The 25953-nt window shown below is 58.3% G+C and carries 24 protein-coding genes; 15 read left to right on the forward strand and 9 right to left on the reverse strand.

Annotated features, from left to right (window positions below; translation table 11 throughout):
* The first annotated feature begins 59 nt into the window (after nucleotides 1-59).
* The 6 genes from Q0955_RS09850 (at nucleotide 60) to Q0955_RS09875 (ending at nucleotide 6733) form a co-directional block, all read left to right on the forward strand.
* Nucleotides 60-1295, forward strand: coding sequence for an ROK family transcriptional regulator (locus tag Q0955_RS09850; protein ID WP_299423743.1), 1236 nt, complete (start codon nucleotides 60-62; stop codon nucleotides 1293-1295).
* A complete protein-coding gene (locus Q0955_RS09855) occupies nucleotides 1292-2551 on the forward strand; it encodes a M20/M25/M40 family metallo-hydrolase (RefSeq protein WP_299423746.1) in 1260 nt (419 codons plus the stop codon). Before Q0955_RS09850 ends, Q0955_RS09855 begins: the two co-directional genes overlap by 4 nt.
* Nucleotides 2552-2575: 24 nt before the next feature.
* Nucleotides 2576-3616, forward strand: a complete 1041-nt coding sequence (locus Q0955_RS09860; RefSeq protein WP_299423749.1) for a substrate-binding domain-containing protein — start codon at nucleotides 2576-2578, stop codon at nucleotides 3614-3616.
* Between the two features lie 204 nt (nucleotides 3617-3820).
* Entirely contained in the window at nucleotides 3821-4774 is a 954-nt protein-coding gene (locus Q0955_RS09865; protein ID WP_299423751.1) for an ABC transporter permease, read from the forward strand.
* Nucleotides 4775-4787: 13 nt separating this feature from the next.
* Nucleotides 4788-5999 carry an alanine racemase gene (locus Q0955_RS09870; protein WP_299423754.1) on the forward strand — a complete coding sequence of 404 codons (1212 nt, stop codon included), beginning with the start codon at nucleotides 4788-4790 and terminating at the stop codon, nucleotides 5997-5999.
* Nucleotides 5996-6733, forward strand: coding sequence for an ATP-binding cassette domain-containing protein (locus tag Q0955_RS09875; protein ID WP_299423757.1), 738 nt, complete (start codon nucleotides 5996-5998; stop codon nucleotides 6731-6733). Before Q0955_RS09870 ends, Q0955_RS09875 begins: the two co-directional genes overlap by 4 nt.
* A gap of 98 nt (nucleotides 6734-6831) precedes the next feature.
* Here Q0955_RS09875 and map read toward each other — a convergent pair whose 3' ends face one another.
* Both map and sfsA read right to left on the reverse strand, forming a co-directional pair.
* Nucleotides 6832-7698, reverse strand: a complete 867-nt coding sequence (map, locus tag Q0955_RS09880; protein ID WP_299423759.1) for a type I methionyl aminopeptidase — start codon at nucleotides 7696-7698, stop codon at nucleotides 6832-6834.
* An 83-nt stretch (nucleotides 7699-7781) separates the two neighbouring features.
* Nucleotides 7782-8495, reverse strand: a complete 714-nt coding sequence (gene sfsA, locus Q0955_RS09885) for a DNA/RNA nuclease SfsA (RefSeq protein ID WP_299423762.1) — start codon at nucleotides 8493-8495, stop codon at nucleotides 7782-7784.
* Between the two features lie 47 nt (nucleotides 8496-8542).
* On the opposite strand from sfsA, the gene Q0955_RS09890 reads away from it, so the two are divergent.
* The 5 genes from Q0955_RS09890 (at nucleotide 8543) to Q0955_RS09910 (ending at nucleotide 11859) form a co-directional block, all read left to right on the forward strand.
* Entirely contained in the window at nucleotides 8543-9262 is a 720-nt protein-coding gene (locus tag Q0955_RS09890; RefSeq protein ID WP_299423763.1) for a molybdopterin-binding protein, read from the forward strand.
* Nucleotides 9259-9990, forward strand: a complete 732-nt coding sequence (locus Q0955_RS09895) for a GNAT family N-acetyltransferase (protein WP_299423766.1) — start codon at nucleotides 9259-9261, stop codon at nucleotides 9988-9990. Before Q0955_RS09890 ends, Q0955_RS09895 begins: the two co-directional genes overlap by 4 nt.
* A gap of 11 nt (nucleotides 9991-10001) precedes the next feature.
* Entirely contained in the window at nucleotides 10002-10574 is a 573-nt protein-coding gene (locus Q0955_RS09900; protein WP_299423767.1) for a peroxidase-related enzyme, read from the forward strand.
* Nucleotides 10571-11563, forward strand: a complete 993-nt coding sequence (locus tag Q0955_RS09905) for an OmpA family protein (RefSeq protein ID WP_299423770.1) — start codon at nucleotides 10571-10573, stop codon at nucleotides 11561-11563. Before Q0955_RS09900 ends, Q0955_RS09905 begins: the two co-directional genes overlap by 4 nt.
* Nucleotides 11564-11631: 68 nt before the next feature.
* Nucleotides 11632-11859, forward strand: coding sequence for a WGR domain-containing protein (locus Q0955_RS09910; RefSeq protein WP_164644418.1), 228 nt, complete (start codon nucleotides 11632-11634; stop codon nucleotides 11857-11859).
* Nucleotides 11860-11873: 14 nt separating this feature from the next.
* Here the strand turns inward: Q0955_RS09910 and Q0955_RS09915 are convergent, their stop codons facing one another.
* Nucleotides 11874-12563: an aspartate/glutamate racemase family protein gene (locus Q0955_RS09915; RefSeq protein ID WP_299423773.1), complete on the reverse strand. Its 690-nt coding sequence runs from the start codon at nucleotides 12561-12563 to the stop codon at nucleotides 11874-11876.
* Between the two features lie 223 nt (nucleotides 12564-12786).
* Complete coding sequence (locus Q0955_RS09920; protein WP_299423775.1) at nucleotides 12787-12963, reverse strand: zinc-finger domain-containing protein; 177 nt, start codon at nucleotides 12961-12963, stop codon at nucleotides 12787-12789.
* 130 nt (nucleotides 12964-13093) lie between these two features.
* Here Q0955_RS09920 and Q0955_RS09925 point away from each other — a divergent pair, with 130 nt between their 5' ends.
* Nucleotides 13094-14026, forward strand: coding sequence for an ABC transporter ATP-binding protein (locus tag Q0955_RS09925; protein ID WP_299423778.1), 933 nt, complete (start codon nucleotides 13094-13096; stop codon nucleotides 14024-14026).
* 35 nt (nucleotides 14027-14061) lie between these two features.
* On the opposite strand, the gene dnaE is transcribed toward Q0955_RS09925, so the two are convergent.
* Both dnaE and Q0955_RS09935 read right to left on the reverse strand, forming a co-directional pair.
* Nucleotides 14062-17580 carry a DNA polymerase III subunit alpha gene (gene dnaE, locus Q0955_RS09930; RefSeq protein WP_299423780.1) on the reverse strand — a complete coding sequence of 1173 codons (3519 nt, stop codon included), beginning with the start codon at nucleotides 17578-17580 and terminating at the stop codon, nucleotides 14062-14064.
* A 136-nt stretch (nucleotides 17581-17716) separates the two neighbouring features.
* Nucleotides 17717-17911: a SlyX family protein gene (locus Q0955_RS09935; protein WP_299423783.1), complete on the reverse strand. Its 195-nt coding sequence runs from the start codon at nucleotides 17909-17911 to the stop codon at nucleotides 17717-17719.
* 98 nt (nucleotides 17912-18009) lie between these two features.
* Here Q0955_RS09935 and Q0955_RS09940 point away from each other — a divergent pair, with 98 nt between their 5' ends.
* Together Q0955_RS09940 and Q0955_RS09945 are read left to right on the forward strand one after the other, a co-directional pair.
* Entirely contained in the window at nucleotides 18010-18813 is an 804-nt protein-coding gene (locus tag Q0955_RS09940) for a crotonase/enoyl-CoA hydratase family protein (protein ID WP_299423785.1), read from the forward strand.
* Between the two features lie 239 nt (nucleotides 18814-19052).
* Complete coding sequence (locus Q0955_RS09945; protein WP_299423788.1) at nucleotides 19053-21080, forward strand: NADPH-dependent 2,4-dienoyl-CoA reductase; 2028 nt, start codon at nucleotides 19053-19055, stop codon at nucleotides 21078-21080.
* Between the two features lie 126 nt (nucleotides 21081-21206).
* Here Q0955_RS09945 and Q0955_RS09950 read toward each other — a convergent pair whose 3' ends face one another.
* Both Q0955_RS09950 and Q0955_RS09955 read right to left on the reverse strand, forming a co-directional pair.
* The gene (locus Q0955_RS09950) at nucleotides 21207-22112 is read right to left on the reverse strand and encodes a LysR family transcriptional regulator (RefSeq protein ID WP_299423790.1); all 906 of its coding nucleotides are present in this window, start codon (nucleotides 22110-22112) and stop codon (nucleotides 21207-21209) included.
* Nucleotides 22113-22264: 152 nt separating this feature from the next.
* The gene (locus Q0955_RS09955) at nucleotides 22265-23041 is read right to left on the reverse strand and encodes an IclR family transcriptional regulator (protein WP_299423792.1); all 777 of its coding nucleotides are present in this window, start codon (nucleotides 23039-23041) and stop codon (nucleotides 22265-22267) included.
* 125 nt (nucleotides 23042-23166) lie between these two features.
* On the opposite strand from Q0955_RS09955, the gene hisD reads away from it, so the two are divergent.
* Nucleotides 23167-24471 carry a histidinol dehydrogenase gene (gene hisD / locus Q0955_RS09960; RefSeq protein WP_299423794.1) on the forward strand — a complete coding sequence of 435 codons (1305 nt, stop codon included), beginning with the start codon at nucleotides 23167-23169 and terminating at the stop codon, nucleotides 24469-24471.
* A gap of 17 nt (nucleotides 24472-24488) precedes the next feature.
* Here the strand turns inward: hisD and cls are convergent, their stop codons facing one another.
* Nucleotides 24489-25895 (reverse strand): cardiolipin synthase, encoded by a 1407-nt coding sequence (cls, locus tag Q0955_RS09965; RefSeq protein WP_299423796.1) that lies wholly within the window; start codon nucleotides 25893-25895, stop codon nucleotides 24489-24491.
* Between the last annotated feature and the right edge of the window lie 58 nt (nucleotides 25896-25953).

Raw genomic sequence — 25953 nt, forward strand, 5'->3', positions numbered from 1 at the left:
GACGCTTCGCCACTTAAAAATTGTTGACAGAAATCATGCCACCCTAAATAGTTCGTCCAGTGACCGAACTAAAGGAAAGCCGCGTGTCTTTTTCAGGAAATGTCTCCCGACAGCTGTCGATGAGCACCATTGTGCAAGCGATCACCAGCTACGCGCCGATCTCTCGGGCGTCGCTTGCAAAGATGACCGGTTTGTCCAAGCAAACGGTCTCCGAAATCATGGCGCAGCTGGAAGAAGATGGGCTGGTGCAAACCGTTGGGCAGACCGAAGGCCACGTCGGACGACGCGCGGTTGTGTATGAAATCAACCCCCGTGCGGCTCTGGTTGCCACGGTGGACCTCGGCGGCACCAAAGTGCGCGTCGCCATCTGTAATCTGGTGGGCGAAGTGGTGGCCGAAACCGTTGCCCCAACGGTCAAGGACGGCGGCGTTGCGGTCACAACCCAAATTGCCGACCTGATCCGCGACCTGGCCAAAACCCATGCCATCGACCCACAGACCATCCGCACCGTGGTGGTTGGTGTGCCTGGTGTGCCCCAGCCCGACGGCACCATTGCCTTTGCCCCCAACGTGCCCGGCGTGGACAAGATCCACTTTGCCGACACGCTGTCTGACTCCGTGGGCGTGGAAGTCATTGTTGAAAACGACGTGAACCTCGCAGCCCTGGGCGAGCATTGGATGACCAAGCGAGGCGATACGGACGATCTGGTCTATGTCTCCATCGGCACCGGCATCGGTGCGGGTTTGGTGATTGGTGGTAACCTTGTGCGCGGGGCATCCGGCGCAGCGGGTGAAGTCGGCTATCTGCCGTTTGGCGCGGATCCATTTGATCCCGAAAGCCTGCGCGTGGGCGCGCTGGAACGTGTGTCCGCAACCCAGGCTTTGATCGCACACTACCAAGAACTCACCGGTACCACGGTGAGCGTGCCACAGATCTTTGATGCCGCTCTGGCTGGCGAAGAGGCGGCTCAAGCGTGTTTGCAACGTGCGGCAAAAAACATCGCCTTGGCAATTGGCGCCATTGCCGCCGTGCTGGATCCGTCATGTGTTGTGATCGGTGGCTCTATTGGTGCGCGCAAAGAATTGACCGCGCTGATTGAGCCTGCACTTCGTCAGTGTTTCCCCGGTTCAGTCCCGATTGAAAACACCCTTCTTGGCAACCACGCCGCATTGGCTGGCGCCACGTCTATCGCCTTGTCACGCTTGCATGTGGCCCTGTTTACCGGGGGGCTTAAAGGCGCGGAAATTCAAGTGCCGCCACCGGCCTTGCAAACCTTTCAGGAGGTAGGCTTATGACCGATCCGCTGGTGAAAAAACTCCGGGATTGTCAGGACCGTGATGCAGATATCGCGCTGCTGCAATCCGCGTTGCGGCATGAAAGTGTGACGGGCAACGAGGCCAATTTTGTCTCGTTCCTGCAATCGCAAATGGTAGACCTGGACCTCGCGCCGCGCTCTGCGGACTTCCTGCCCGGTCGTCCTAATATCTGGGGCGTGCGCAAAGGTCCCCAAGCTGAGCCGCGGCGCAACCTCATGTTCACAGGGCATACGGACACGGTGCATGTGCGCGGCTGGGCGGACCACTGGGAAGATGATCCACGCAACGACCCTTTTGGCGGCGCGATTGTAAACGGGCACGTATGGGGCCGAGGTGCCTGTGATTTGAAAGGCGGCATATGCGCCTCCCTGGGTGCGCTGCGTCTTCTGGATCGCGCGGGCATAACCTTGGCCAATGATCTCAGCTTTGCCTTCATCGGCGATGAGGAAAGTGGCGAAACCGGCACCGGGGTCAGCGCTGGTGCCAAGGACCTGACACACCGCATCCTGTCCGGCACCGTGCCCAAGCCCGATTTTGCCGTCTATGTCGAGCCCACCAAGCTCGACGTCTACACCGCACAAATTGGCTTCTTCATCGCGGACGTAAAAATCACAGGCAAATCTGCCTATTTTGGCACCCCGGACGAGGGCGTCGACGCGCTCAAGGCCACCCATGAAATCCTGTCTGCCGTCTGGGCGCACAGCGACGAACTGCGCAGCCAGCCGCATCACGACCTGGTTGGCCCGTCGGATGTGCTTGTGACGCACCTCTCCGGCGGGGGCTATATCGCGGTGCCCGGCGAGTGCAGTTTCTCGGTGATCCGCAAACTGCGCCCGGGTGAAGATCTGTCCGAAGCGGTGGCTGCCTTTGAAAACGTAGTGCGCGGGGCCAACATCGACCCGTCCATCGAAATCACTTTTAACTACCCGGCGGGACGGGATCACGCCAAAGGCGGCTCACCCGTCGAGATCGACCGCAACCACCCCGCCGCTGCGATGCTGCAAGCCAGCCTGAAAGACACCGGCGCCACCGGAGGAGAGATCGGCGGCGCGCCTTATTGGTCAGAGTCCCCTTTCTGGGTCAATCAACTGGACTGTCCAACTGTTTACTGCGCGCCGGGCAACATCGCGGTCGCGCACACCTTTGAGGAACGCATCTCCATTGATGCCTACCTCGATGCCGTGAGGGCTTACGCCCTCTTCATGATCCGCTTCTGTGGCGTGGTCGAAACCTAGTTATGTTTTTTGTGGGAGGAAAACATGAAATACTTCAACATCGTAGCGGCTGCGTGCCTGTCGGTGGCTTCGGCTGCCGGCGCAGAGACGGTTGGACCAAACGGCGAAGCGGCCACCGCGTCGACCGCCGTTCAGGTCAGTGATGCACATATCGCAGCCCTGAAAGCCGGCAACCACAGCGCCGCGCTTTTGTGGCATGACCAATCCGATTTTGTGAACGCCGTCACCGCGGGTGCCAGCGATGAATTTGAACGCCTTGGCATCAAAGTTGTCGCCACCGCCTCAGCCGGTTTTGACGCCGCCAAACAGCGCAGCGACATTGAAACTGCAATGGCCAAACAGCCTAGCATCATCCTGTCGCTGCCATTGGATCCGGTGACCTCCGCAGCCGCTTTTGAAGAGGCCAAGGAAAACGGCGTGGCGCTCAGCTTCCTGTCCAACGTGCCTGCGGGTTATTCGCATCCGGCAGATTATGCTGCCATCGTGACTGACGATCTGTTCCAGATGGGCAAGCAGGCCGCAGATGCGCTGGCGGCTTCGATGGGCGGTTCCGGCACCGTCGGCTGGATCTATCACGACGCGGATTACTACGTGACCAACCAGCGTGACAACGCGTTCAAAACCACCATTGAGTCCGACTACCCCAATATCGAGATTGTGGCTGAGCAAGGCATCAGTGACCCAGCCCGAGCTGAGGAAATTGCCAACGCCATGCTGCTGCGCAATCCTGATCTGGGCGGCATCTTTGTCACTTGGGCTGGCCCTGCCGAGGGTGTTCTTGCTGCCCTGCGGGCCAATGGTAATGACAACACCAAAATTGTGACCCTGGACCTGTCAGAGCCCATCGCGCTGGACATGGTCAAAGGCGGCAATGTGGTCGCGATTGTGGCGGACGAAGCCTATGAGCTTGGCCGTGCCATGGCCGCCTCTGCCGCGTTGGATCTGATTGGCGAAGAGGTCCCAGCCTTTGTTGTGGCGCCGGCCATCACCGTGACCGCGGACAACGTGCAGGACGGCTGGCAGAAGTCCCTGCGCGTGGACGCACCGGCCAGCCTGAGCAAGTAATCTCCTCTCTGTCGCCAGGCCGCATGTGATCCCGTATTGCGCTGGCCTGGCGACAAGTCTCGCTTATCTCGTGGCCCCTGTGTGCCTTCGCGTGCATCGGCCATCCCTGACGTTCTCCGCCGGCGCGCACGACGGTCTTGCTTTTGGGCAGGATATCGCACGCTACGCGCCCGGTGTGGCAGCTCTTCTATCTGAAAGATCGACATGACCCGCGTCTCTTCTCGACTGCAAGGATTGGATTTCCAACAAGCGGTTGTCTACTTTGGCTTCCTTGCCATCTTCCTGTTTTTTGCAGTGACCCTTTATGACGATGGGTTTCTGACCCAGCGCAACTTGACCAATATCGTGCTGCAAACCGCACCTGCCACCATCATGGCCGTGGGTCTGGTCTTTGCGCTCTCTGCTGGCGAAATTGACCTGAGTTTTGGCTCAATTGTCGCGGTCTCCGCGCTCTCCTGTGCGGTGGCTTTGCAAAGCTTCCCCATGCCGGTTGGTGTCTTGGTTGGTTTGGGCGTTGGCGTTGCTATCGGCGCGTTCAACGGTGTGCTTGTGGCCTACCTCAAGCTGCCATCGTTCCTGGTGACGCTCGCCACCATGGGGCTGTTTGCTGGCATTGCCCGCTCCATGACCAACCTGCGCTCCGTGCCGGTGATGAACGACACGTTCACCGGCCTGTTTGGCTCCGGCAAACTGTTCACTGTGCCATCTTTGGTGATCTGGACCTGCCTTGGCGTGGGCATCGGCCATCTGATCTACCGTCACACCCGTTTCGGTGCCCATGTGCTGGCCACGGGAGACAACCCACGTGCCGCACAGGTGTCCGGCATCAAAGTGGCCCGTGTGCGCCTTTATGTTTTGATGATCTGCGGTGGCTGTGCTGGTCTCGCTGGTCTGCTCTACGCCGGACGTCTTCAGGCCGCCAAATACACGCTTGGGGAAAGTGACCTGATGACCGTGATTGCGGCCGTGATTGTAGGCGGCACCGCGCTCAACGGCGGCAAAGGCTCGGTTGTGGGCGCGCTGCTGGGATCGCTCTTGATGGGCATGCTCAACAACGGGCTGATCCTGATGAACCTAAAAGTCTCCGACCAAATGATTGTGCGTGGCCTGATCATCTTGATCGCAGTTGCCGTCTCGCTCCGCGACACCTCGCGCTAAGAAAGGACACCTCATGTTCCTGAAAACACTGATTGACCGAAACCCGCGCTTTATCGAGGCCGCCATGGCCTTGCACCAAGCGGGAGAGATCCCGCCCAACTCCTATGTGATCGATCTCGACCAAGTCGAAGCCAACGCGCGGCTTTTTTCCGAAGAAGCCGCCAAATATAGCCTCAAAACCTTCGCCATGACCAAACAGGTCAGCCGGCACTCCGGCTTCTGCGCCGCTGTGATGCGCGGCGGCATCGATCGCTCTGTTGCGGTCGACATGGACTGCGCCATCGCCTGTCATCGTGCGGGCTTACAAACCGGTCACCTGGGCCATCTGGTGCAAGTGCCCCAACGGGATGCGGGTTATGCCGCCGCCTACTTGAAGCCCGATTACTGGACCGTCTTCACCATGGATAAGGCCCGCGAAGCCGCCAAGGCGGCAGCAGAGGCAGGCCGCGTGCAAAATATTCTCGCGCGTATCCAGACCGGAGGCGACACGTTTTATCGCGGGCACGAAGGCGGCTTTGTGGCCGAAGACATTGTGCAGATTGCCGATGAAATTGACGCGCTGGATGGCGCGCGCTTTGCTGGCATCACCACCTTCCCGGCCTTGTTGTTTGATCTCGACAGCAACTCGGTGAAACCCACGCAAAACCTCGCCACGCTGACCAAAGCGCTGCAAGCGTTGGCGGATGCAGGCCGCTCCGATATCGAGGTCAACGCACCCGGCACCAACTCCATGGCGCTCTTGCCTGCCTTGGCCGAAGCTGGCGCCACCCAGGTCGAACCCGGCAACGCCTTGCATGGCACAACGCCTCTTCATGCTGTGCAAGATTTGCCCGAAGGGCCCGCTGTACTGTACCTGAGCGAAGTGTCGCATCAGCACCAAGACGAAGCTTACTGCTTTGGTGGCGGGCTCTACATCGACCCTGTCTTCCCAGGCTACGACGTGCGGGCGCTGGTCTCCGGATCACCAACCTCTGCACCGGAGGATCTCTATCAGGTCGACATCCCGGACTACAAAGCCATCGACTACTACGGCATGATCAATACCAAAGACCGCCCCACGCCGAATACTGGCGACACTGTGGTGTTTGGCTTCCGGGGGCAAAGCTTTGTCACCCGCGCCAACACCGTCGGCATCTCCGGTGTTGCGTCCGGCACCCCCAATGTCAGCAGCATTGAAAACATCTTCGGCCAGCCCGTCGACCGCCACGAGGGGTACTCCAAATGAGTGACCACGACGTTCTCTCTCTAACCAACATCCACAAAGCCTTTGGTGGCGTGGTTGCCATCGAGGATTTTTCCCTGAACCTGAAAGCGGGTGAGGTTGTGGCCCTTGTTGGGGACAACGGCGCCGGGAAATCCACCCTGATTAAAATCATCTCAGGTGTCTATTCGCCCACCTCCGGCGACATCCTACTGGACGGGCAAAAGACCGATTTTCGCGATGCTTCCGCCGCCCGCGCCAATGGTGTTGAAGTGGTGTACCAAGATCTCGCTTTGGCGGATCAGCAGCCGGTCTACATGAACATGTTTCTGGGGCGTGAGCTGACCAAAGGCCCACTGAAGTTGCTGGATAAAGCCCGCATGCGGCAGGAAACACAGGAGCTTGTGGATGAGCTTGACGTGCGCATCCCCTCAGCCAGCTCCACCATCAGCGATCTCTCCGGTGGTCAGCGCCAAGGCATCGCCATTGCCCGCGCCACCCATTGGGCAAGCAAACTGGTTTTGTTGGATGAACCCACAGCGGCGCTTGGCGTGGCGGAAACCGCGCGTGTCGAAGCGTTGATTGAACAGCTCAAAGCCAAAGATCTCGCCATCCTGATCATCAGCCACAGCTTGGATCAGGTGTTCCGCCTGTCCGACCGCATCTGCGTGTTGCGCCGTGGCAAACAGATTGGCGTGCGCGACACCAAATCCACCGACAAAAACGAGATTGTCTCAATGATCACGGGTGTCGCGTAAATCGGCAAAGCCACCACTCATTTCCCAACCAGGGCGCTCCCGTGCCCTGGCACCTGTCCTCGGCCTTAGCAGGCTGAGGACTTTGTTTTTTCGGAAAGTTACTTCCAGGTTGGGTGATACAACCCAGCTTTGGACAGGGTGAAAATATCCACGCCATCGGCGGTCACACCTACGGAATGCTCAAACTGAGCTGACAGAGATTTGTCCCGTGTCACCGCCGTCCAATCATCGGCCAGCACTTTGGTTTCTGGACGGCCCATGTTCAGCATCGGCTCGATAGTGAAGAACATGCCTTCTTCGAGCACCGGCCCGCTGCCCGCGCGGCCATAGTGCAGCACGTTGGGGGGCGAGTGAAACACCCGGCCCAGGCCGTGACCACAGAAGTCGCGCACAACCGACATGCGCTGACGCTCCGCGTAGGTCTGGATCGCATTGCCAATGTCGCCAAAGGTGTTGCCCGGCTTTACCGCATCGATGCCAAACATCAGCGCGTCATGTGTCACTTGAATGAGCTTCTTGGCAAAGCCCTTTGGCTTGCCTGCCACATACATCCGGCTTGTGTCGCCATACCAGCCGTCCACCACCACAGTCACATCGATGTTCAGAATGTCACCGTCGCGCAGCTTGTCATCGTCGCGCATGGGGTCTTCTTTGCGCGCACTGGTTTCTTTGTTCCATTTTGGGATCGGGCTGCCCGGAATGCCGTGACACACCACGTGGTTCACGCTGATACAGCTTGCATGCTGATAACCGCGATAACCAATGGTGGCGGAGGTTGCGCCTGCTGCATTGACCTGCGCTTCGATCCGACGATCCAACTCTTCAGTGGTCTGGCCTGGAAACACGTGCTCTGCGATGTCGTCCAGAATCTGCGACGCCAAGGCACCAGCCTTGTGCATGCCTGCGTGGTCGTCTGGCGAGTAGAGGTCGATGCTATCGCGAGTCTTGCGGCGTTTGCCGATCATGTGAAGTGCTCCATCACGTGTGGTTTGCGGCTATGTAAGCGTAAATTCCATAAACTGCTAGAGCTTAGGGACGCCACATTGTGTCAACGGCTTTCATAGGCAAAGGGCAGGGGGGCGCCAATCTGGATCTGGCTTGGAGAAATGTCGCAGCCATAAGCCAGCACCTGTACCCCTGCAGACCGCGCGCGCTGAAACGTCTCGGCATACGCTGGATCAATATCCGGAGCGAGGGTGACCCGTTCTGCATCGGTGCGCTGCACCAAATAGAGCATCATCGCCTCATGTCCTTGGTCAATCATGGCCATAAGTTCCTCAAGGTGCTTGGTCCCCCGCGCGGTCACACTGTCAGGAAACTCCGCCACACCGTCTTCGCGGCTCAAGGTCACAGACTTCACCTCCAGATACAGGTCTTTGCGCCCTTCACCGGACAACAGGAAATCAATCCGGCTGTTGCTGCCGTATTTCACCTCTGGCCGCACAGTCTCATAGGTGGCCAACTCCGGTATCTCATGCGCCAACAATGCGGCCTTCAATGCGCGGTTGGGCACAGAGGTATCTACCCCTGTGAAATGCCCATTCTCATGGTCCACCAAACGCCAGCCAAACTTCAGCTTCTTTTTGGGATCATCGTTGGGTTCCAGCCAGATTTTGATGCCCTCATCTTTCAATCCCATCATCGAGCCGGGATTGGCACAATGGGCTGTCACTTCCCGCCCATCTTCTAGGCGAACATCTGCAAGGAACCGTTTGTAGCGGCGAAGTAGCACGGCGGGAACGAGAGGGGTTTGAAAGCGCATGTCACAGGCCTATACCTGCGGTGACGCACTGACAAGGACATGAGATCATGGCAAATCCAACCGCAGCCATGCTGGTGATTGGCGACGAAATCCTCTCTGGCCGCACCCGCGACGCCAATATGTATTTTCTTGCCGGAGAACTGACCAAACACGGCATCGATCTGGCTGAAGTGCGCGTGGTTTCCGACAATGCGCCTGCCATCGTGACCGCCGTGAAACAGCTGTCTGCGGCCAACGAGCATGTCTTCACCTCTGGCGGCATTGGCCCCACCCATGATGACATCACCGCCGACTGCATTGCCGAAGCCTTTGGCAAACATATCGATGTGCGCGCCGACGCCGCCGCGCTGTTGCAGGCGCATTACGACAACGCTGGTCAGGAGTTTAACGATGCCCGCAAACGCATGGCCCGCATCCCGGATGACGCTACGCTGATTGACAACCCGGTTTCTGTCGCGCCGGGTTTCCGGCTGGAAAATGTCTACGTCATGGCAGGGGTGCCTTCGGTGTTTCAAGCCATGGTGGCCAGCGTCCTGCCAACCTTGACCGGCGGCGCACCTCTGCTGAGCCAAACCCTGCGCATTGAGCGCGGCGAAGGCGATATTGCGGGGCCTCTAGCTGGCTTGGCGGAGGAGTTCTCCGACCTCTCCATTGGATCCTATCCGTATCAGCGCAACGGTGCTTACGGCTCCAACATTGTCATTCGCGGCACCGACGGTGCTCGGATCGATGCGGCGATCACCAAACTCTCTGGCCTCTTCACATGACCTCTAACATCACGGCGCGCACCCTCTATGATGTGATCGACGGCACGTGGCCTGCCGCCGCGACCCATAATTGCGGATGTTTCACCCTGCGCGACGGGCAGAGGGGCGGCAAACGGGTCTCTGCCGCCACGTTAAACGGCGACCTTGTGCTGGATGACATCGCGGCGGCTAAAGCGGGCATGCAAGCCCTGAGCCAACAACCGCTCTTTCAAATCCGCGAAGGTGACGCTGATCTGGACGCTGCTCTGGAGGCGCGTGGGTATGAGATTGTCGATCCAGTGACCATGTATGCCATTCCAGCAAAAGACCTCGCGACAGAACGCCCCCCACGCACCGCTGCCATCCCGGCATGGGAGCCGCTTCAGATCATGAAGGAAATTTGGGCACAGGGCGGCATGGACCTCGTGCGTTTGAACGTCATGGACCGTGCGCCCATGCCCAAAACCGGCTTTGTGTCCCGCTGGCAGGACAAACCCGCCGGCGCATCCTTCCTTGGCCTGCACAACGGCATCGGCATGGTGCACGCGCTCGAGATCCTGCCGTTCCAACGCCGTCAGGGCGTCGCCCGCTTCCTGATGCAACGCGCCGCTTTCTGGACGCTGGCGAACGGCGGCACCCACTTGTCGGTCATTTGTGTCACTTCGAACGCAGCGGCAAATCGGCTGTACTCTTCCCTCGGTATGACCGTTGTGGGAGAGTACCATTACCGGTGCAAACCCACCGCATAAGGGAGGCCAACGTGGCAGAAACAAGCAAACCAACCGCGCTTAACATTCCGATGATGGATCCGCTTCCACCGGAAACACAGCGCTACTTCGACATCTGCCAGGAAAAGCTTGGCATGGTGCCCAATGTGCTCAAGGCTTACGCCATCCATGCCGACAAACTCAACGCCTTCACCGCGCTCTACAACGACCTCATGCTGGGTGACAGCGGCCTCTCCAAACTGGAACGCGAGATGATCGCCGTGGTGGTCAGCGCGATCAACAAATGTTTCTACTGCCTTGTGGCTCATGGCGCCGCCGTGCGTCAGCTCTCCGGTGATCCAGCGCTGGGCGAGATGATGGTGATGAACTGGCGCGTGGCTGATCTCGATGCCCGCCAATACGCCATGCTGGCCTTCGCCGAGAAAATGACCATCGCCTCCGCCACCATCGAAGAGACCGACCGCCAAGGCCTGCGCGATGTCGGCTTTACCGATCAAGACATCTGGGACATCGCCAATGTGGCGGGCTTCTACAACATGTCCAACCGCGTCGCCTCCGCCACCGCCATGCAGCCCAACGCAGAGTATCACGCACTCGCAAGATGAAATCCGGCACGCTCATAACCTGGCTCCTCCTGTGCCCAGCTGCCAGCTGGGCCTTTGAGCCGCGTTTTGAAACGCCGGGGCAGCTCTTGGGCGAGGACATTCAGCCGCAAAGCGTGCTGTCCCTCGCTCTCTCACCAGCAACAGGCGGCACCGTGGCCACCATTCCCGTGGCCGGCACCCTGCGCAAACGCAGCTGGCGGTTTTCCAGCGGCTTCCCCGGTACAGGCAGTGTCAATGCCGAGATCGCCGCCCAACTGCTGGACGACGGATACGAGCTGATCCTGTCCTGTGACGCCGCAGGCTGTGGTGGGTTCGACTTCCGCTTTGGCATCGACGTGCTCCTGCCGCCGCAGATGTTTGTCGACCTGTCTGACTACTTCTACCTCTCAGCCCGCCGCGAAACCGACCAAGGCCCCGAAGCCGTCGCCGCCCTTGTGAGCCGCACGGCCCAAGCCGGGATGGTGCAGATCTACGACATCCGGCCAGACAGCGTAGCGGCACCGGCCCCCACAGAACCCAGCGCGCCAATCGACCCGCCTAAAGTCGCGGACCAGCCGCAGCCCGCCGCCGCGCCGGAGGTGACCACACCTGTCACCCCTCCAGAAACCGCCACCGACATCGCCAAAACCCTCGCCCAATCCGGCCATGTGGTGCTTAGCGATCTGTCATTTGAAACCGGCGCCTCCAAGCTCTCCAAAGGCCCCTTTGCTTCGCTTGAAGCCCTCGCGACCTTTCTCAAAGACGACCCCAACCGCCGCATCGCTCTTGTTGGCCACACCGACAGCAAAGGCTCGCTGGCGGCCAACACCAGCCTCTCGCAAAAACGCGCCGCCGCCGTGCGCAATCACCTGATCAACGCCCACGGCGTGCCCAAGTCACAGGTCGAAGCCCAAGGCGCAGGCTACCTTGCCCCAATCGCCACTAACCTCACCGAAGAAGGCCGCATGTTAAACCGCCGGGTTGAGGCGGTGCTGCTGTCCGGCAGTTAACAGCTGACGCAGAGTCGCTCGCCAACAAGACCATTGCACCCGATTCGCGGCTGATCTAGGCTCATCCCATGGCCATCTGCATCCTGTACAAACCTGCCAAACGCACCCGTCCCCGCTTCTACCGCGTGGAAATTGCCATGAACCTGTTTGAAGAGGTCTCCGTCCTGCGCGAATGGGGCGTCGCCGGTGGCAAGGGCCGCAGCATGGTGCGCATCTTCAGCAACCTGCGCGATGCGTCTTTGGCGGCAGATCAGTACCGAGACGGCGCCCAAAAACGCGGTTATGCGCGGGGGTAGAAGGCCTTCCTTTTCTACGCTAGCGCTTTCTCCAGCGCGGCTTTGCAGTGGATCAACGTGGTGTCAAACACAGGCACGTCGACATTGTTTGCGTTGAGCAACATGCCAACTTCGGTACAGCCTAAGATCAGGCAGTCTGCGCCCGCGTCGACCAGCCGACCCGCAATGCGCCGGTAGGTGTCTTCGCTTTCCTGCGTGGTCACATCTTTGCACAGTTCTTCGTAAATGATCCTGTGGGTATCCGCACGGTCTCTGTCGTCTGGAATGACCGGAGTTAAGCCCGCCGCAACCAGCCTGTCTGTGTAAAAACTCTGCTCCATGGTGAACGCGGTCGCCATAAGTCCGGGGGACGTCAGCCTCGCCTCTGTGATGGCATTGGCGGTGGCATCTGCGATGTGAAGCAACGGAATATCAACGCCTTGCATCATTTGATCCGCCAGCTTGTGCATGGTGTTTGTCGCCAGGATGATGAAATCGGCCCCGCCTTGTTGCAGCGCTTTGGCCTCTGAATTGAGAATGGCCCCCGCAGCGTCCCAATCCCCCTTCATCTGCAGGGTTTCGATCTGGGCAAAATCAAGTGAGCGGATCAATAGCTCGGGTGAGTGCAAACCGCCGAGCCTTTCGCGGGTGAGGTCACAAAGCTCGCGATAGTAGGTTTGCGTTGAGGCTGCGGACATGCCGCCAAGTATTCCAATAGTCTTCACGAGTTACCTCATTACGTTGGCCAAATAGGGTCGTAGCGGTACGCAGAACACGCGCTTCGTGAGGAGAGGTGTAACAACCATAAGGAGTATGGCAAATCAAAAACCGTCACGGATGTCGTTCTGGTTTTTGGCCCAGGGCGTGTATTCCGGCGATGGCATAACTCCAACCAAAAAAGACCGCCCCACCGGACGGTCTTCCCTATCTCCCAATACCTAATGGCCCTCAGGCCACCTTGTCTTTGAAATCCTCGTGGACGAACTTGCAGTCGCAATAGGGGCATTCCACCCAGCCGTGCTCGTTGGGGATTTGCAGATAAACGCGCGGGTGGCCGCCCTCACCGCCGTCACAAGACACACGGTAGCTGTCCACAATCTTGGTTTCTGGGGCGTCAATTGTCATCTGCGATGTCCTTTTTGGCTTCGGAGAGTGCCCTCCGATGGCGGTGTTTTCTGGCGGCTGCGGTTGAGCTTCACATCCGCATTGGTTAGGGCGAATAATAGGCATTGCGCAGCGGGGAGCAAGAGTGGCCATGACCAACAACGCGATTGAAATCCGTGGGTTGCAAAAGACCTACAAAGGCAGTCGCGGCGCGCCCGCGAAACACGCCCTCAAGGGCATCGATCTGACTGTGCCTGCGGGCAAGATTTTTGGCCTGCTTGGCCCCAATGGCGCGGGCAAATCCACCATGATCAACATCATGGCCGGTCTGGTGACCAAATCCTCCGGCACGGTGAAAATCTGGGGGTTTGATCAGGACGATAACCCACGCCAATCCCGCGCGGCCATTGGCGTGATGCCCCAAGAGCTGAACCTTGATCCCTTCTTCACGCCCCGCGCTGCGCTGGAAGTGCAGGCGGGTCTTTACGGTGTGCCCAAACATCAGCGTCAAAGCGACGAGATCCTGCGCATGGTGGGCCTGTCTGACAAAGCCGAGGCCTATGCCCGCACGCTTTCTGGCGGGATGCGCCGCCGTCTGTTGCTTGGCAAAGCGCTGGTGCACCACCCGCAGGTGCTGGTGCTGGATGAACCCACTGCAGGCGTCGACATCGAGCTGCGCCAGATGCTGTGGTCCAACATTCGCCGCCTGAATGAGGAGCGCGGCCTGACCGTAATCCTGACCACCCACTACCTCGAAGAGGCCGAGGAGATGTGTGACGAAATCGCCATCATCAACCACGGCGAAGTGGTTGCGCGCGACAGCACCTCAAACCTGCTGGGGCAGGTGGACAGCAAATGTATGGTGATTGATCCGGTGGCCCCGGTTGAGACTCTGCCATCTGCACCCGGCATCGACGTTACTCGGCGCGGCGACGGTCGCATTGCATTGACCTATCAGGCACGCGAGACTTCTGCCGAAGATGTGCTTGGTGCGGTGCGTGCTGCTGGCATTGCTATTGCCGATGTGAAAACCGAACAGGCGGATTTGGAAGACGTCTTTTTGCAGCTGACCAAATCGGCCTAAGCCAAACGGACAGCGCGGCCTACACCGCCCCGTCCTTAGATTTCTTCCACCGCCATCACGCCCTCAACCGACTTGAGCGCGCTTTTGATTTGCGGATTCACCGGGAAGCCCGCGCCTGCATCAATCTCCACCTCGCCGGGCAGCTCCATATTGGTCAGGCAGAACCAGATCGGCCCTTTGGGCATATTCTTCATGGTCTCCTTGGCGCCTTCAAGGATGTTGGCCACCGGCCCCACCGCGCTGGCGTCATCGAGGTAAATTTTCAGCCCCGAGTTGCCCGCATCCGCGACAATGGTTTCTACAGGCGTCATGGACTGCGCCAACAGCTTAAGTTGATCGCTCTCCATCTCCGCCTTCACGGTCACCACCACTTTGGAGCCGGTTTCCAGATGCTCGCGGCATTTTTCCAACGTGTCCGAGAAAATAGTGACCTCATAAGCCCCGGTCGGATCACTGAGCTGCGCAAAGGCAAAGCGGTTGCCCCGCGCCGATTTCCGCTCCTGCCGCCCGGACACCCGCCCGGCCAGCTTGGCAATACAAGGCCCGCCCCGCGCTTTGTCGGTCAACTCGTCCAGCGTCATCACGTTCTTACGCTTCAGCGGCGCCATGAAATCCTCAAGCGGGTGGCCAGACAGGAAGAACCCAATCGCCTTGGCTTCCTCATCCAACCGCTCCGCCTGCAACCAATCTCCGGCTGGTGACAATCGCGGCTCCGGCAAATCGTCGCCCGCCTCGCCAAACAGCGACACCTGATTAGAGCTCTTTTGCTCATGGATCGCAGCGGAGTAGTTCACCAGCCCATCCAGGCTTTCCATCACCCGCCGCCGGTTGTTGTCGAGCTGATCAAACGCCCCCGACCGCGCCAGCATCTCCAAAGGCCGTTTGCCAACCTTCTTCAAATCCACCCTACGGGCAAAATCAAACAACGTCGCAAATGGCTTGTCCACGCCATCCACCTTACGCCCCTCGGTCACCAGCTTCATCGCCTCCAGGCCCACGTTTTTCAACGCCCCCAGCGCATAGACCAGCGCGCCATCGACCACCTTAAACGTCGCATCTGAGCGGTTCACACAGGGCGGCACATAAGGCAGCTTCAGCGCCTTCTTCACCTCTTCAAAGTAGACTGCCAGCTTGTCCGTCAGGTGAATATCGCAGTTCATCACCCCGGCCATGAACTCCACCGGGTGGTTCGCTTTCAGCCACGCGGTCTGGTAACTCACCACCGCATAGGCCGCCGCGTGCGATTTGTTAAAGCCGTAGTTGGCAAACTTCTCCAGAAGGTCAAATACCTCAGACGCCTTCTTCGCCGGAACCCCGTTCTCGGCGGCACCTTTCTCAAACTTCGGACGCTCAGCGTCCATCGCTTCCTTGATCTTCTTACCCATCGCCCGGCGCAACAGGTCCGCGCCGCCAAGCGAGTAGCCCGCCATGACCTGCGCAATCTGCATCACCTGTTCCTGATAAACGATGATGCCCTGGGTCTCTTCGAGAATGTGATCAATCAACGGATGCACGGATTCAATCTCGCGCTGCCCGTTTTTGACCTCACAGTAGGTTGGGATGTTCTCCATCGGACCCGGACGATAGAGCGCCACAAGCGCAACAATATCCTCGATGCAGTTGGGCTTCATGCGCTTCAGCGCGTCCATCATGCCGGTGGATTCCACCTGGAACACCGCAACAGTCTTAGCCGCCGAATAGAGCTTGTAAGTGGGTTCATCATCCAATGGGATGGCGTTGATTTGGTTCTCCGCCCCTTCCGCGGGCTCATAAAGCTGCGTGCCATCGGCGGCCACATGCAGCGGCCGGTTGGAACTGTGTATTTGCTCAATTGCGTTCTGAATGACGGTCAAGGTTTTCAGGCCCAAGAAGTCAAACTTCACCAGACCCGCCTGTTCCACCCATTTCATGTTGAACTGGGTCGCGGGCATGTCGGAGCGCGGATCCTGATACAGAGGCACCAGCGCGTCCAATGGCCGGTCACCAATCACAACCCCCGCCGCGTGGGTCGAGGCGTTCCGCAACAGCCCCTCAACCTGCTGCCCATAGGTCAGCAACCGGTCCACCACCTCTTCGTTTTTGGCCTCTTCCCGCAGTCGTGGCTCTTCTTTCAAAGAGTCCGCAATCGACATCGGCTTCACGCCTTCCACCGGGATCAGCTTGGACAGCCGGTCCACCTGGCCGTAAGGCATCTGCAAGACACGCCCAATGTCGCGCACCGCCGCCTTAGAGAGCAGCGCACCAAAGGTGATGATCTGCCCCACCTTGTCGCGGCCATACTTCTCCTGCACATATTTGATCACCTCTTCGCGGCGATCCATGCAGAAGTCGATGTCGAAGTCCGGCATCGAAACCCGTTCCGGGTTCAAGAAGCGTTCAAACAGCAAAGAGTAGCGCAGCGGATCAAGGTCGGTGATGGTCAGCGCATAAGCCACCAGCGAGCCCGCACCAGAGCCCCGTCCGGGTCCCACCGGAATGTCATGGTCTTTGCCCCATTGGATAAAGTCCGCAACGATCAAAAAGTAGCCGGGGAACCCCATGCCCTCGATGATGCCCAGCTCAAAATCCAGCCGTTCCTGGTACTCTTCCACCGAGCAGGCGTGCGGGATCACGGCAAGGCGCGCCTGCAGGCCTTCGTTGGCAATCCGGCGCAGTTCCGCAACCTCGTCGTCAGCAAACTTTGGCAGGATAGGATCACGCAGGTAAGTGGCAAAGGCACAGCGTTTGGCAATCTCCACCGTGTTCTCAATCGCCTCCGGCAGATCCGCAAACAGCGTGATCATCTCTTCCTGCGACTTGAAGTAATGCTGCGGCGTCAGGCGTCGCCGCCCGTCCTGCTGATCCACATAAGCACCCTCGGAAATACAGATCAGCGCATCATGCGCCTCATACATATCCGTGGTTGGGAAGTAGACGTCATTGGTCGCCACCAGCGGCAGATCCATGGCATAGGCCATTTCGATAAACCCGCGCTCGGTAAGCCGCTCCGCCTCCGGCGCACCATTTTCGCCGGGATGCCGTTGCAACTCCACATACAGCCGGTCGCCAAATATTTCCTTGAGCCGCGTCATCATCGCCTTGGCCGCGTCGTGTTGACCGTCGCGCATCATGCGGCCCATTGGTCCGTCCGGGCCACCGGTCAGACAGATCAGCCCCGCAGAGCGCTCCGCCAGTTCTTCCATCGTGACCTGCGGCAACTGCCCGTCATTGTCCACGTAGAGACAGGACGACAGCTTCATCAGGTTTTCATAACCCTCTTCGCGCTGCGACAGTAGCACGATGGGTGCCGGCTTTGGCGGTGCGGTCCGTCCTGACGGATCATCATGCGGCATGTGCATGTCGACCTGACAGCCGACAATCGGCTGAATGCCAGCACCCTGCGCCGTGACGGAGAACTCCAACGCGGCAAAAAGACTGTTGGTGTCGGTGATCGCCACCGCAGGCATGCCCATATCGGCACACATGCCGGGCAGCTTTTTACAGCGCACCGCCCCTTCGAGCAGAGAGTATTCGGTATGGGTGCGGAGGTGGATGAATCGAGGCGCGTTTGTCATCCCGACAAGCTATCTCAGCCGCTATGGGGAGGGAACTGCTCTCGGCTTCATTTGGCCAAAAATATCCCGGGGTGGGCACATCGCAGATGTGGCAGGGGCAGCACCCCTCTCACGTGGCCCCGCGCGCCACCTTGCGTCAATAATGTGGTGGTCGTTCGTCGCCCATCACAACGCCGCCGCCGCCGTCTTTTTCCCGGCCTGCTTCGCGCTCCATCAACATCTGCACGCGCCGGGTTAAAAGCGCGATTTCAGTGTCCTGGCGGGCCACAACGTCACTCAACTCATCGACGGTGCGAGTCAGGTGGGCGATTTTTTCTTCTAGCTGTTCCATAGGGGCGGCATAGGCTGTTGGGGCTAGCTGGGTCAAGCGACGCGGCGTTTTTCTTGCGTGTTTCCGCTCTGCGGAGAGAATAAGGGCGGAGGTACCCTATGACGGTTCTGGTTCAGACAAGAGGGCGGGTGCGCATCGTGAGCATCAATCGGCCCGAGGTGCGCAATGCGGTGGATCCTGCAACCGCAAATGCGTTGTTTGAGGCTTTCCTGTCATTTGAGAGTGATGATGGAGTCGACGTCGCAATCCTGACCGGCGGGCAAACCGCTTTTTGTGCCGGGTTTGACCTGAAAGCCGCCGCCGGCGATCTCGGCGACGATTGGCAAAGCTCTGTGGCGATCCCGGACAGCTGGCAAGACGCGCAGGCCGAGCCCATCCCTGGCCCGATGGGGCCGTCTCGCCTGATGTTGTCCAAGCCCGTCATCGCGGCGGTCGAAGGCCATGCCGTGGCAGGCGGGCTAGAGCTGGCCGCCTGGTGTGACATGCGTGTGGCGTCGAGGGCTGCGGTGTTTGGGGTGTTCTGTCGGCGCTGGGGCGTGCCCCTGATTGACGGTGGCACTGTGCGTCTGCCGCGCATCCTTGGCCAAGGTCGTGCAAACGATCTGATTTTGACGGGACGTCCAGTGTCCGGCGAAGAGGCCCATTACATCGGCTTGGTGGATCGCCTCTGTCCTGAAGGTCATGCAATGGAAGAGGCCTTGCTTCTGGCGGAAAGTCTGACGCGCTTCCCGCAATCTTGTATGCGTGCTGATTTCCTGTCGGCCCGTCCGAGTGGCGTGGACCTCGCAACCGCCCTGCGTCGCGAATGGGCGTCGTTTGAGACTTTTGCCGCTGAAGGTCAAAAAGGCGCGGCCCGCTTTGCAGCAGGCAAAGGTCGTGGCGGCGGTTTCTCCGATATTTGACGCAGGCGCAACAGCAGCGGACCTTGTGGTAAGTAGTTGGTGCGCCACATGTACCCGCACCACCGCGAAACAGTCGCGATACCGACGTTATACCGACGTCAAAAAAAGAAGGTTAACTGGCCAAAACCGACGCAACGGCACGTGAGTGTTCAGGGTGGTTTGACGCCGCGTCGGGCGTGACAAAAGCGTGGCTTTACGTTTTGGTCAACCCAACTGAGGAGGCACCTTTGGAGGCACCTATGACCCAATATCCGCACATGCTCGCCCCGCTTGATCTGGGCTTTACCACCTTGAAAAACCGCGTCCTTATGGGCTCCATGCACACCGGGCTTGAGGAAACCAAAGACTGGAACCGCGTGGCTGAATTCTACGGCGAACGCGCCCGGGGTGGTGTTGGATTGATCGTCACCGGCGGCATGGCCCCTTCCCGCGAAGGCGGCGTGTTCCCCGGCGCAGCCGGTCTCTTTACAGAAGAAGACATCGCCAACCACAAAATCGTCACCGACCGTGTCCACGACGGCGGCGGCAAGATCGCGATGCAGATCCTGCACGCCGGCCGCTACGCCTATGGACCAGAGTGTGTGTCCTCTTCTGCCATCAAATCTCCGATCTCTCCTTTTCCGCCAAAGGAGCTGAATGAAGAGGGAATTGAGAAACAAATTCAAGACTTTGTCACCGCTACGGTCCGCGCCCGCGAGGCCGGATATGATGGTGTCGAGATCATGGGCTCGGAAGGCTACTTCCTCAATCAGTTCATCGTCACCCACGTGAACAAGCGCACGGACCGCTGGGGTGGCTCTTACGAAAATCGCATCCGCCTGCCCATCGAAGTGGTGCGCCGTTGCCGTGAGGCCGTGGGCGAGGACTTCATCATCATCTATCGCCTGTCGATGATTGATCTGGTGCCAAACGGTTCCACCCATGATGAGGTGGTGCAGCTCGCGCAAGAGATAGAAAAAGCGGGCGCCACGATAATCAACACCGGAATCGGCTGGCACGAAGCCCGCATCCCGACCATCGCCACCTCGGTCCCGCGCCGGGCCTTTGCCTGGGTGACCAAAAAGCTGATGGGCAAAGTGGGCATCCCGGTGATCACCTCCAACCGCATCAATACGCCCGACGTGGCCGAAGAGGTTCTGGTCGAAGGCTGCGCCGATATGGTGTCCATGGCGCGCCCCTTCTTGGCTGACGCCGACTTCGTGAACAAAGCCGCAGAAGGCAAAGCCAAACAGATCGCACCATGTATTGGCTGCAATCAGGCCTGCCTTGATCACACCTTTGGCGGAAAACTCACGTCTTGCTTGGTGAACCCGCGTGCCTGTCATGAAACCGAATTGGCCATCCCAACAGCTGAAAACGCCAAGAAAATTGCAGTTGTTGGTGCAGGACCAGCAGGTCTTTCCGCCGCCATGACCGCAGCGCAGCGCGGCCACAAGGTCACCTTGATTGATCGCGCCAACAAGCTTGGCGGTCAGCTTAATGTCGCCAAGCAGATTCCGGGCAAAGAAGAATTCTGGGGCTTGGTTGACTGGTACGAAGCCATGGTGGCGGACCTCGACATTGAGGTCCAACTCAACACCGAGGCGACGGTCAATACCCTTGCGGGCTACGACGACGTCATCATTGCCACCGGTATCGTGCCGCGCGATCCCGGTATCCCGGGGCAGGATCGCCCCGAGGTGCTGTCTTATCTCGACGTGTTGCGCGACAAGAAGCCCGTTGGCGAGAAAGTTGCCGTAATTGGTGCAGGCGGCATTGGCTTTGATGTGTCCGAATTCCTTGTGCATGAAGGCGAAAGCCTGACCGAAAACCTGCCGGAGTGGATGGCAGAGTGGGGCGTCACCGATCCGGCTGAACACCGCGGCGGCCTTGCACCAGAAGGCCCGCAGCCGCATCCGGCTGCGCGTCAGGTCACACTGATGCAGCGGAAAGCCAAAGCGCTGGGCAAAGGCCTGGGCAAAACCACTGGCTGGATCCACCGTGCGGCCTTGAAAATGAAAAACGTCGAGATGCTGGGCGGTGTGAACTACGAGAAAATCGACGATGATGGTCTGCACATCTCCTTTGGTGAAGCGCGAGAAAATCCACGGGTGCTGGATGTGGATAATGTGGTGGTCTGCGCTGGCCAGATCAGCGACCGCTCCCTGGCGGACGCGCTGGAAGCTGAAGGCGTGACCTGCCACGTGATTGGTGGCGCGGACGTGGCGGCAGAGCTGGACGCCAAACGCGCGATCAACCAAGGCACACGCCTCGCGGCCACGCTGTAAGTTTGACTTGATAAAAAACACAAAGGGCGCCGTCGGCGCCCTTTTTCGTATCCGCAAAAAAGAAGGCCCGGACAAAATTGCCGGGCCAAGGTGCTTTCTCTTAGAAAGCCAGGGGAAAATTCGCAATCACCAATCGGTGGGGCCTTTTTCAGCAAAGGCGTGCACCAGGAAGTCAATGAACGCACGGACTTTTGGTTGGGTGAAACGTCCGGGCGGGTAGACGGCATAGATGCCTTGTGTCTCCACCGGCAGGTCCGGAATGGCTTCTTCTACCAAACCCTGTTCCAGCGCGTCGGCATAAAGGAAACTCGGCAAGTAAGCGATGCCAAGCCCCGCCTGCGCTGCGTTCAGCAAAGATTGTCCGTCATTGACCGACAGCCAGCCAGCGGTGCGCACTTGGCGCTTCTCACCGGATGGGGCGGTGAGCTTCCACACAGCGCCATTGGACTGGCTCGAGTAGTGCAGCAGCTTGTGGTGGTTCAGGTCGTCAATCTTCTCCGGACGGCCGTATTTCTCAAAGTAGGCTGGAGAGGCGATCATGCGTTTGGTGGTCTCGGTCAGCTTGCGGGCCCGCAGCGTGCTGTCTTCCAGCTCCCCTATGCGAATGGCCATATCAAAGCCTTCGGAAATCAGCTCCACATAGCGATTGTTGAGAACCATGTTGACGGTGATGTCCGGGAACTCGCTCAAGAAATCGCCCAAAACCGGCGAGAGGTGGTTCACGCCAAAATCCGTGGCCACAGAGATGCGCAGCAACCCGGATGGGGCTGATTGCATGGATGTGACCAGCGCGTCTGCCTCTCCTGCGTCATTGAGAACGCGGCGGGCACGGTCATAATAGGCGAGGCCAATTTCCGTTGGAGACACGCGGCGTGTCGTGCGATTAAGCAAACGTGCGCCCAGGCGCGCCTCTAGCGAGGACACATGTTTGGAAACGGCAGATTTGGAGATGCCCATCTTGCGTGCGGCATCTGTAAATCCACCCTGATCCACCACAGTGGCGAATGCTTCCATTTCGGTCAGGCGATCCATGTTTTGATCCTCTAATGTCTTCCTTGGAGACAAGATATGCCGGTGAAATCGGGCAGGAAGAGGGCAGAGGCCGGACAATGTTGGGGTTTTGCTGGGATCGTTTTTGTACTGGAAACGGGGAAACGAAGTGTTTCTAAGTGCTGCGGCCCGTTCTAGCAGGGGACGTTTGCGTCAAACAATGCGTCGCCAAGCCGCCGGGCGGACTCTTTTAGGAACCCGACTTGTGCGATGGAATCGGTTATGGTCATGCGTGGTGTTGGTCCATGATAAGCCAGAGCCGCTATAAACCGGCCGCGCCGGTCGGTCACGGGCACAGCAATGGCAACCATGCCTGTCATAAACTCTTCGCGGTCCAGGGCAAAGCCGTCGCGTGCAATCAGCGCCAGCTCGTCTAGCAGCCCCTTGGTCGTGACATGGCTGGTTTCCGTCCTCGCCTCCAAGATCAGCGATGATACCATCCTTTTGCGAGCTGTTGGGCCAAGGCTGGCCAAGAAACACTTCCCGCTTGCGGAGCAGTGAAACGGGACCCGGGTTCCAACAGGCAGTTGAATGCGAAACGCCCAGTCGGTTTCCACGCGGTCCAAGTATCGCATGCCTGTCTCTTCTGGCACCACGTAATTTACGCTCTCGCCTACAGTTTGAGATACCGTTTCCAAAATTTGATGTCGAAAGATGTGGTCCCTTGAGTTGTACAGAAGGCCTGCGCCCATCTCACGCAATCGCCGGGCCACCTGAAATTTACGCGACGTTCCGCGCCGTACTAGAAAGCCATTCTCCTCCAATGTTGCACACAGCCGGTGCACGGTCTGTTTTGGCAATTGTAAGGTTTCATTGATTTCTGTGGCTGTCATCGCGCGATCACTTTTCCCGAGGATCTCAAGGATCAGCAGGGTTCGCAGGTTTGTCGGGATCCGTTCGGAGTCGGTCATGGGTTTTGTTCGAAAATTTGTTTTGGTGTTGGCTCGGATACACTGTATCGTCAATTTTTGCGAAAAACAGGACATAAAGTCTCATTTTTTGATATTTTCGATATTTGCCCATGCGAGGTCAGCACATGCGGTCATACTTGAAGAAGGCGTTGCTGAAGCCGGAAGAAAACACAGCGAACGTTCAAGAAACAGTGTCGTTCATCCTGGCCGATATTGAGCGCGGCGGAGACGTGGAGGCGCAGTCGTATGCTTCCAAATTTGACGGATATGACGGGCCCACTTTGGTGACGGAGGACGCGATTGAACGCGCTTCTGAGGCCCTGCCGCAGACGCTCAAGGACGATATTCATTTTGCGCATGACAATGTGCGCCGGTTTGCAGAATTGCAAAAGGCCACGGTGCGGGATTTTGAGGCCGAGCTCCTGCCTGGGTTTGTAACCGGACAAAAGTCCATCCCTGTGGGCGCCGCTGGCTGCTATATTCCGGGTGGCCGATACAGCCATATTTCCAGTGCTATCATGACGGTTACCACCGCCAAAGTTGCCGGCTGCAAACACATCACAGCCTGTTCTCCGCCGCATCCCCAGAATGGTATACCGGCTGCAATCCTTTATGCGGCACAGGTCTGTGGTGCGGACCAGATCCTTGCGATGGGGGGTGTTCAGGCCATCGCTGCGATGACCTTTGGATTGTTTGGATTGCCCAAAGCCAACATATTGGTCGGACCGGGAAATCAATATGTTGCTGAGGCCAAACGCCAGCTCTTTGGCCGTGTGGGCATAGATATGGTTGCTGGCCCTACCGATAGTCTGATTTTAGCAGATGCAACCGCCGATCCCTTTATTGTCGCGACAGATTTGGTGAGCCAAGCGGAACATGGGTACAATTCCCCGGTTTGGCTGGTCACGAACTGTCGGACCTTGGCGCGAAACGTGCTTACTGCAGTGCCAGAATTGATTGCAGAACTGCCTGAACTGAACCGGAAGAATGCCGAAGCGGCATGGCGTGATTATGCCGAGGTAATTTTGTGTGACCATCGAGAACAAATGGCCGCCACTTCAGATGAATATGCGCCAGAGCATCTCACCGTTCAGGCCGCCGACCCAGACTGGTGGTTGTCGCGCCTGACAGCCTACGGCTCTCTTTTCTTGGGGGAGGAAACCACCGTGGCTTATGGGGACAAGGCCGCGGGAACCAATCACGTACTGCCTACATCTCGCGCCGCGCGTTACACCGGTGGTCTTTCCGTACATAAGTATATGAAAGTTGTCACGTGGCAGCGCGCCACCCGAGAAGGGTCAAAAACCGTTGCGCAGGCCACAGCCCGAATTTCTCGATTGGAGGGAATGGAAGGACATGCGCGCTCGGCGGATGCACGGTTGGCCAAGTATTTCCCCGCAGAACGCTTTGATCTGTCTACAGGTGACTGACACCAGTGCAAATGACTTCACAGCAACGGAGAAAAAAGGCGTGTGACTGGCGCGCCTATTCGGATGCCCAGAGGCTGTTCCGATAGAGGTTTGTCCAAACGGAAAGACCGAGCGAAGTCGGTTTTGAACATGTCTTCGAGATCGTCTGCTGCGCGTGTGTCAAACACAACGGCCATGGTTTCGAAGTTCAGAATGAAGGATCGCGTGTCCATATTTGTCGTGCCGACAGCGGCGAGGCAGTCATCCACCAAAACAGCTTTCTGATGCATGAAGCCGTCGGTGTAACGCCAAACTTGTGCGCCTGCCTCGCGGACCTCGTCAAAATACGCAAACGCAGCCAACCAAACAACTTTGTGGTCGATATTGTCGGGCACAAGGATCCGAACGTCTACCCCTTTGAGCGCCGCATGCTTTATTGCTGTGAGGATGTCCATATCTGGCACAAAGTACGGAGATGCGATCCATACACGTTGTTTTGCGTTGGCCAATGCGGAGAAAAAGAACATGGCGCCAGATTCCTGTGTGTCACCCGGCCCGGTTGGCACGATGAGCCCTGACATATTTTCTTTTGCCATTCCGCTTTGCCAGTTGAGGGAAGGAAGCAGATTCTCTTCGGTGGTCCAATGCCAGTCTTCGGCAAAGATCAATTGCAGTTGGCTAACCACTGGTCCCTTGAGGCGGACATGTGTGTCCCGCCAGGCACCAAACCTTGGGCTGCGCCCCAAGTATTCGTCCCCGACATTGAGCCCGCCGGTGAAAGCTGTCGTTCCGTCAACAACGACGGTCTTACGGTGGTTGCGAAAGTTGAGTTGAAATCGGTTTTTGGGCACGCGCATTTGGGAGGGTTCGACAATCTCAATGCCCGCATCACGTAAAGTTTGCCGATAGTCATGACGCAATCTATGGCTGCCAACCGGATCGTAGAGCACCCGTACCGTCACACCGCGCTGGGCTGCGGCTATCAAGTGTCGTTGCAACCCCCTACCCAGACCGTCGTCGTGAATGATATAAAATTGCACCAGGACGTATGTTTCTGCCGCATCAATGGCGGCAAAGATCGCGTCAAATGTCTCTTCTCCGTCGATGAGCAGCTCCATAGCGTTGCCCCTTGTAACAGGCAGTCCAGAGATGGCTTCTAGGGCCATTGTTGGGAAAGTTGGGACAGTTTCTGGCCGTAGGGCTTCGCGGACCTCTTGTATGCGCTCAATGACGTCTTCGCTGTCGCGCCGGCCGGTGACATAGTGGGCAAACTTGTGGTGGCCAAGAAACGCATAAGCGGGCACCGAAATGTAAGGTGCGGCGATCAAGAAGATCGCCCAGCCAACAGCGCCTTGGGACGTACGCGAGTGTTGAATGGCACGCCAAGCCATGATCACGGCAGTTACCTCGAGCAGGACAAAGAAGATTGCCAGAAATGTGGCCATTGCGGTCTCCTTAGCAGGCGGGTCACTAATCAAGTTGAGTAATGTGAAAACCCTAGCC

Source organism: uncultured Shimia sp., from assembly GCF_947493595.1.
Lineage (GTDB): Bacteria > Pseudomonadota > Alphaproteobacteria > Rhodobacterales > Rhodobacteraceae > Shimia.

Excerpts from the sequence above, each read along its gene's own strand:
- Q0955_RS09875 (WP_299423757.1), top strand. The coding sequence starts at position 5,996 with ATGAGTGACCACGACGTTCTCTCTCTAACCAACATCCACAAAGCCTTT.
- Q0955_RS09860 (WP_299423749.1), top strand. The coding sequence starts at position 2,576 with ATGAAATACTTCAACATCGTAGCGGCTGCGTGCCTGTCGGTGGCTTCG.
- Q0955_RS09940 (WP_299423785.1), top strand. The coding sequence starts at position 18,010 with ATGACGGTTCTGGTTCAGACAAGAGGGCGGGTGCGCATCGTGAGCATC.
- sfsA (WP_299423762.1), bottom strand. The coding sequence starts at position 8,495 with ATGCGCTTTCAAACCCCTCTCGTTCCCGCCGTGCTACTTCGCCGCTAC.
- Q0955_RS09855 (WP_299423746.1), top strand. The coding sequence starts at position 1,292 with ATGACCGATCCGCTGGTGAAAAAACTCCGGGATTGTCAGGACCGTGAT.
- dnaE (WP_299423780.1), bottom strand. The coding sequence starts at position 17,580 with ATGACAAACGCGCCTCGATTCATCCACCTCCGCACCCATACCGAATAC.
- Q0955_RS09925 (WP_299423778.1), top strand. The coding sequence starts at position 13,094 with ATGACCAACAACGCGATTGAAATCCGTGGGTTGCAAAAGACCTACAAA.
- hisD (WP_299423794.1), top strand. The coding sequence starts at position 23,167 with ATGCGGTCATACTTGAAGAAGGCGTTGCTGAAGCCGGAAGAAAACACA.
- Q0955_RS09865 (WP_299423751.1), top strand. The coding sequence starts at position 3,821 with ATGACCCGCGTCTCTTCTCGACTGCAAGGATTGGATTTCCAACAAGCG.
- cls (WP_299423796.1), bottom strand. The coding sequence starts at position 25,895 with ATGGCCACATTTCTGGCAATCTTCTTTGTCCTGCTCGAGGTAACTGCC.
- Q0955_RS09920 (WP_299423775.1), bottom strand. The coding sequence starts at position 12,963 with ATGACAATTGACGCCCCAGAAACCAAGATTGTGGACAGCTACCGTGTG.
- Q0955_RS09950 (WP_299423790.1), bottom strand. The coding sequence starts at position 22,112 with ATGGATCGCCTGACCGAAATGGAAGCATTCGCCACTGTGGTGGATCAG.
- Q0955_RS09935 (WP_299423783.1), bottom strand. The coding sequence starts at position 17,911 with ATGGAACAGCTAGAAGAAAAAATCGCCCACCTGACTCGCACCGTCGAT.
- Q0955_RS09945 (WP_299423788.1), top strand. The coding sequence starts at position 19,053 with ATGACCCAATATCCGCACATGCTCGCCCCGCTTGATCTGGGCTTTACC.
- Q0955_RS09890 (WP_299423763.1), top strand. The coding sequence starts at position 8,543 with ATGGCAAATCCAACCGCAGCCATGCTGGTGATTGGCGACGAAATCCTC.
- Q0955_RS09905 (WP_299423770.1), top strand. The coding sequence starts at position 10,571 with ATGAAATCCGGCACGCTCATAACCTGGCTCCTCCTGTGCCCAGCTGCC.
- Q0955_RS09955 (WP_299423792.1), bottom strand. The coding sequence starts at position 23,041 with ATGACCGACTCCGAACGGATCCCGACAAACCTGCGAACCCTGCTGATC.
- Q0955_RS09910 (WP_164644418.1), top strand. The coding sequence starts at position 11,632 with ATGGCCATCTGCATCCTGTACAAACCTGCCAAACGCACCCGTCCCCGC.
- Q0955_RS09895 (WP_299423766.1), top strand. The coding sequence starts at position 9,259 with ATGACCTCTAACATCACGGCGCGCACCCTCTATGATGTGATCGACGGC.
- map (WP_299423759.1), bottom strand. The coding sequence starts at position 7,698 with ATGATCGGCAAACGCCGCAAGACTCGCGATAGCATCGACCTCTACTCG.
- Q0955_RS09870 (WP_299423754.1), top strand. The coding sequence starts at position 4,788 with ATGTTCCTGAAAACACTGATTGACCGAAACCCGCGCTTTATCGAGGCC.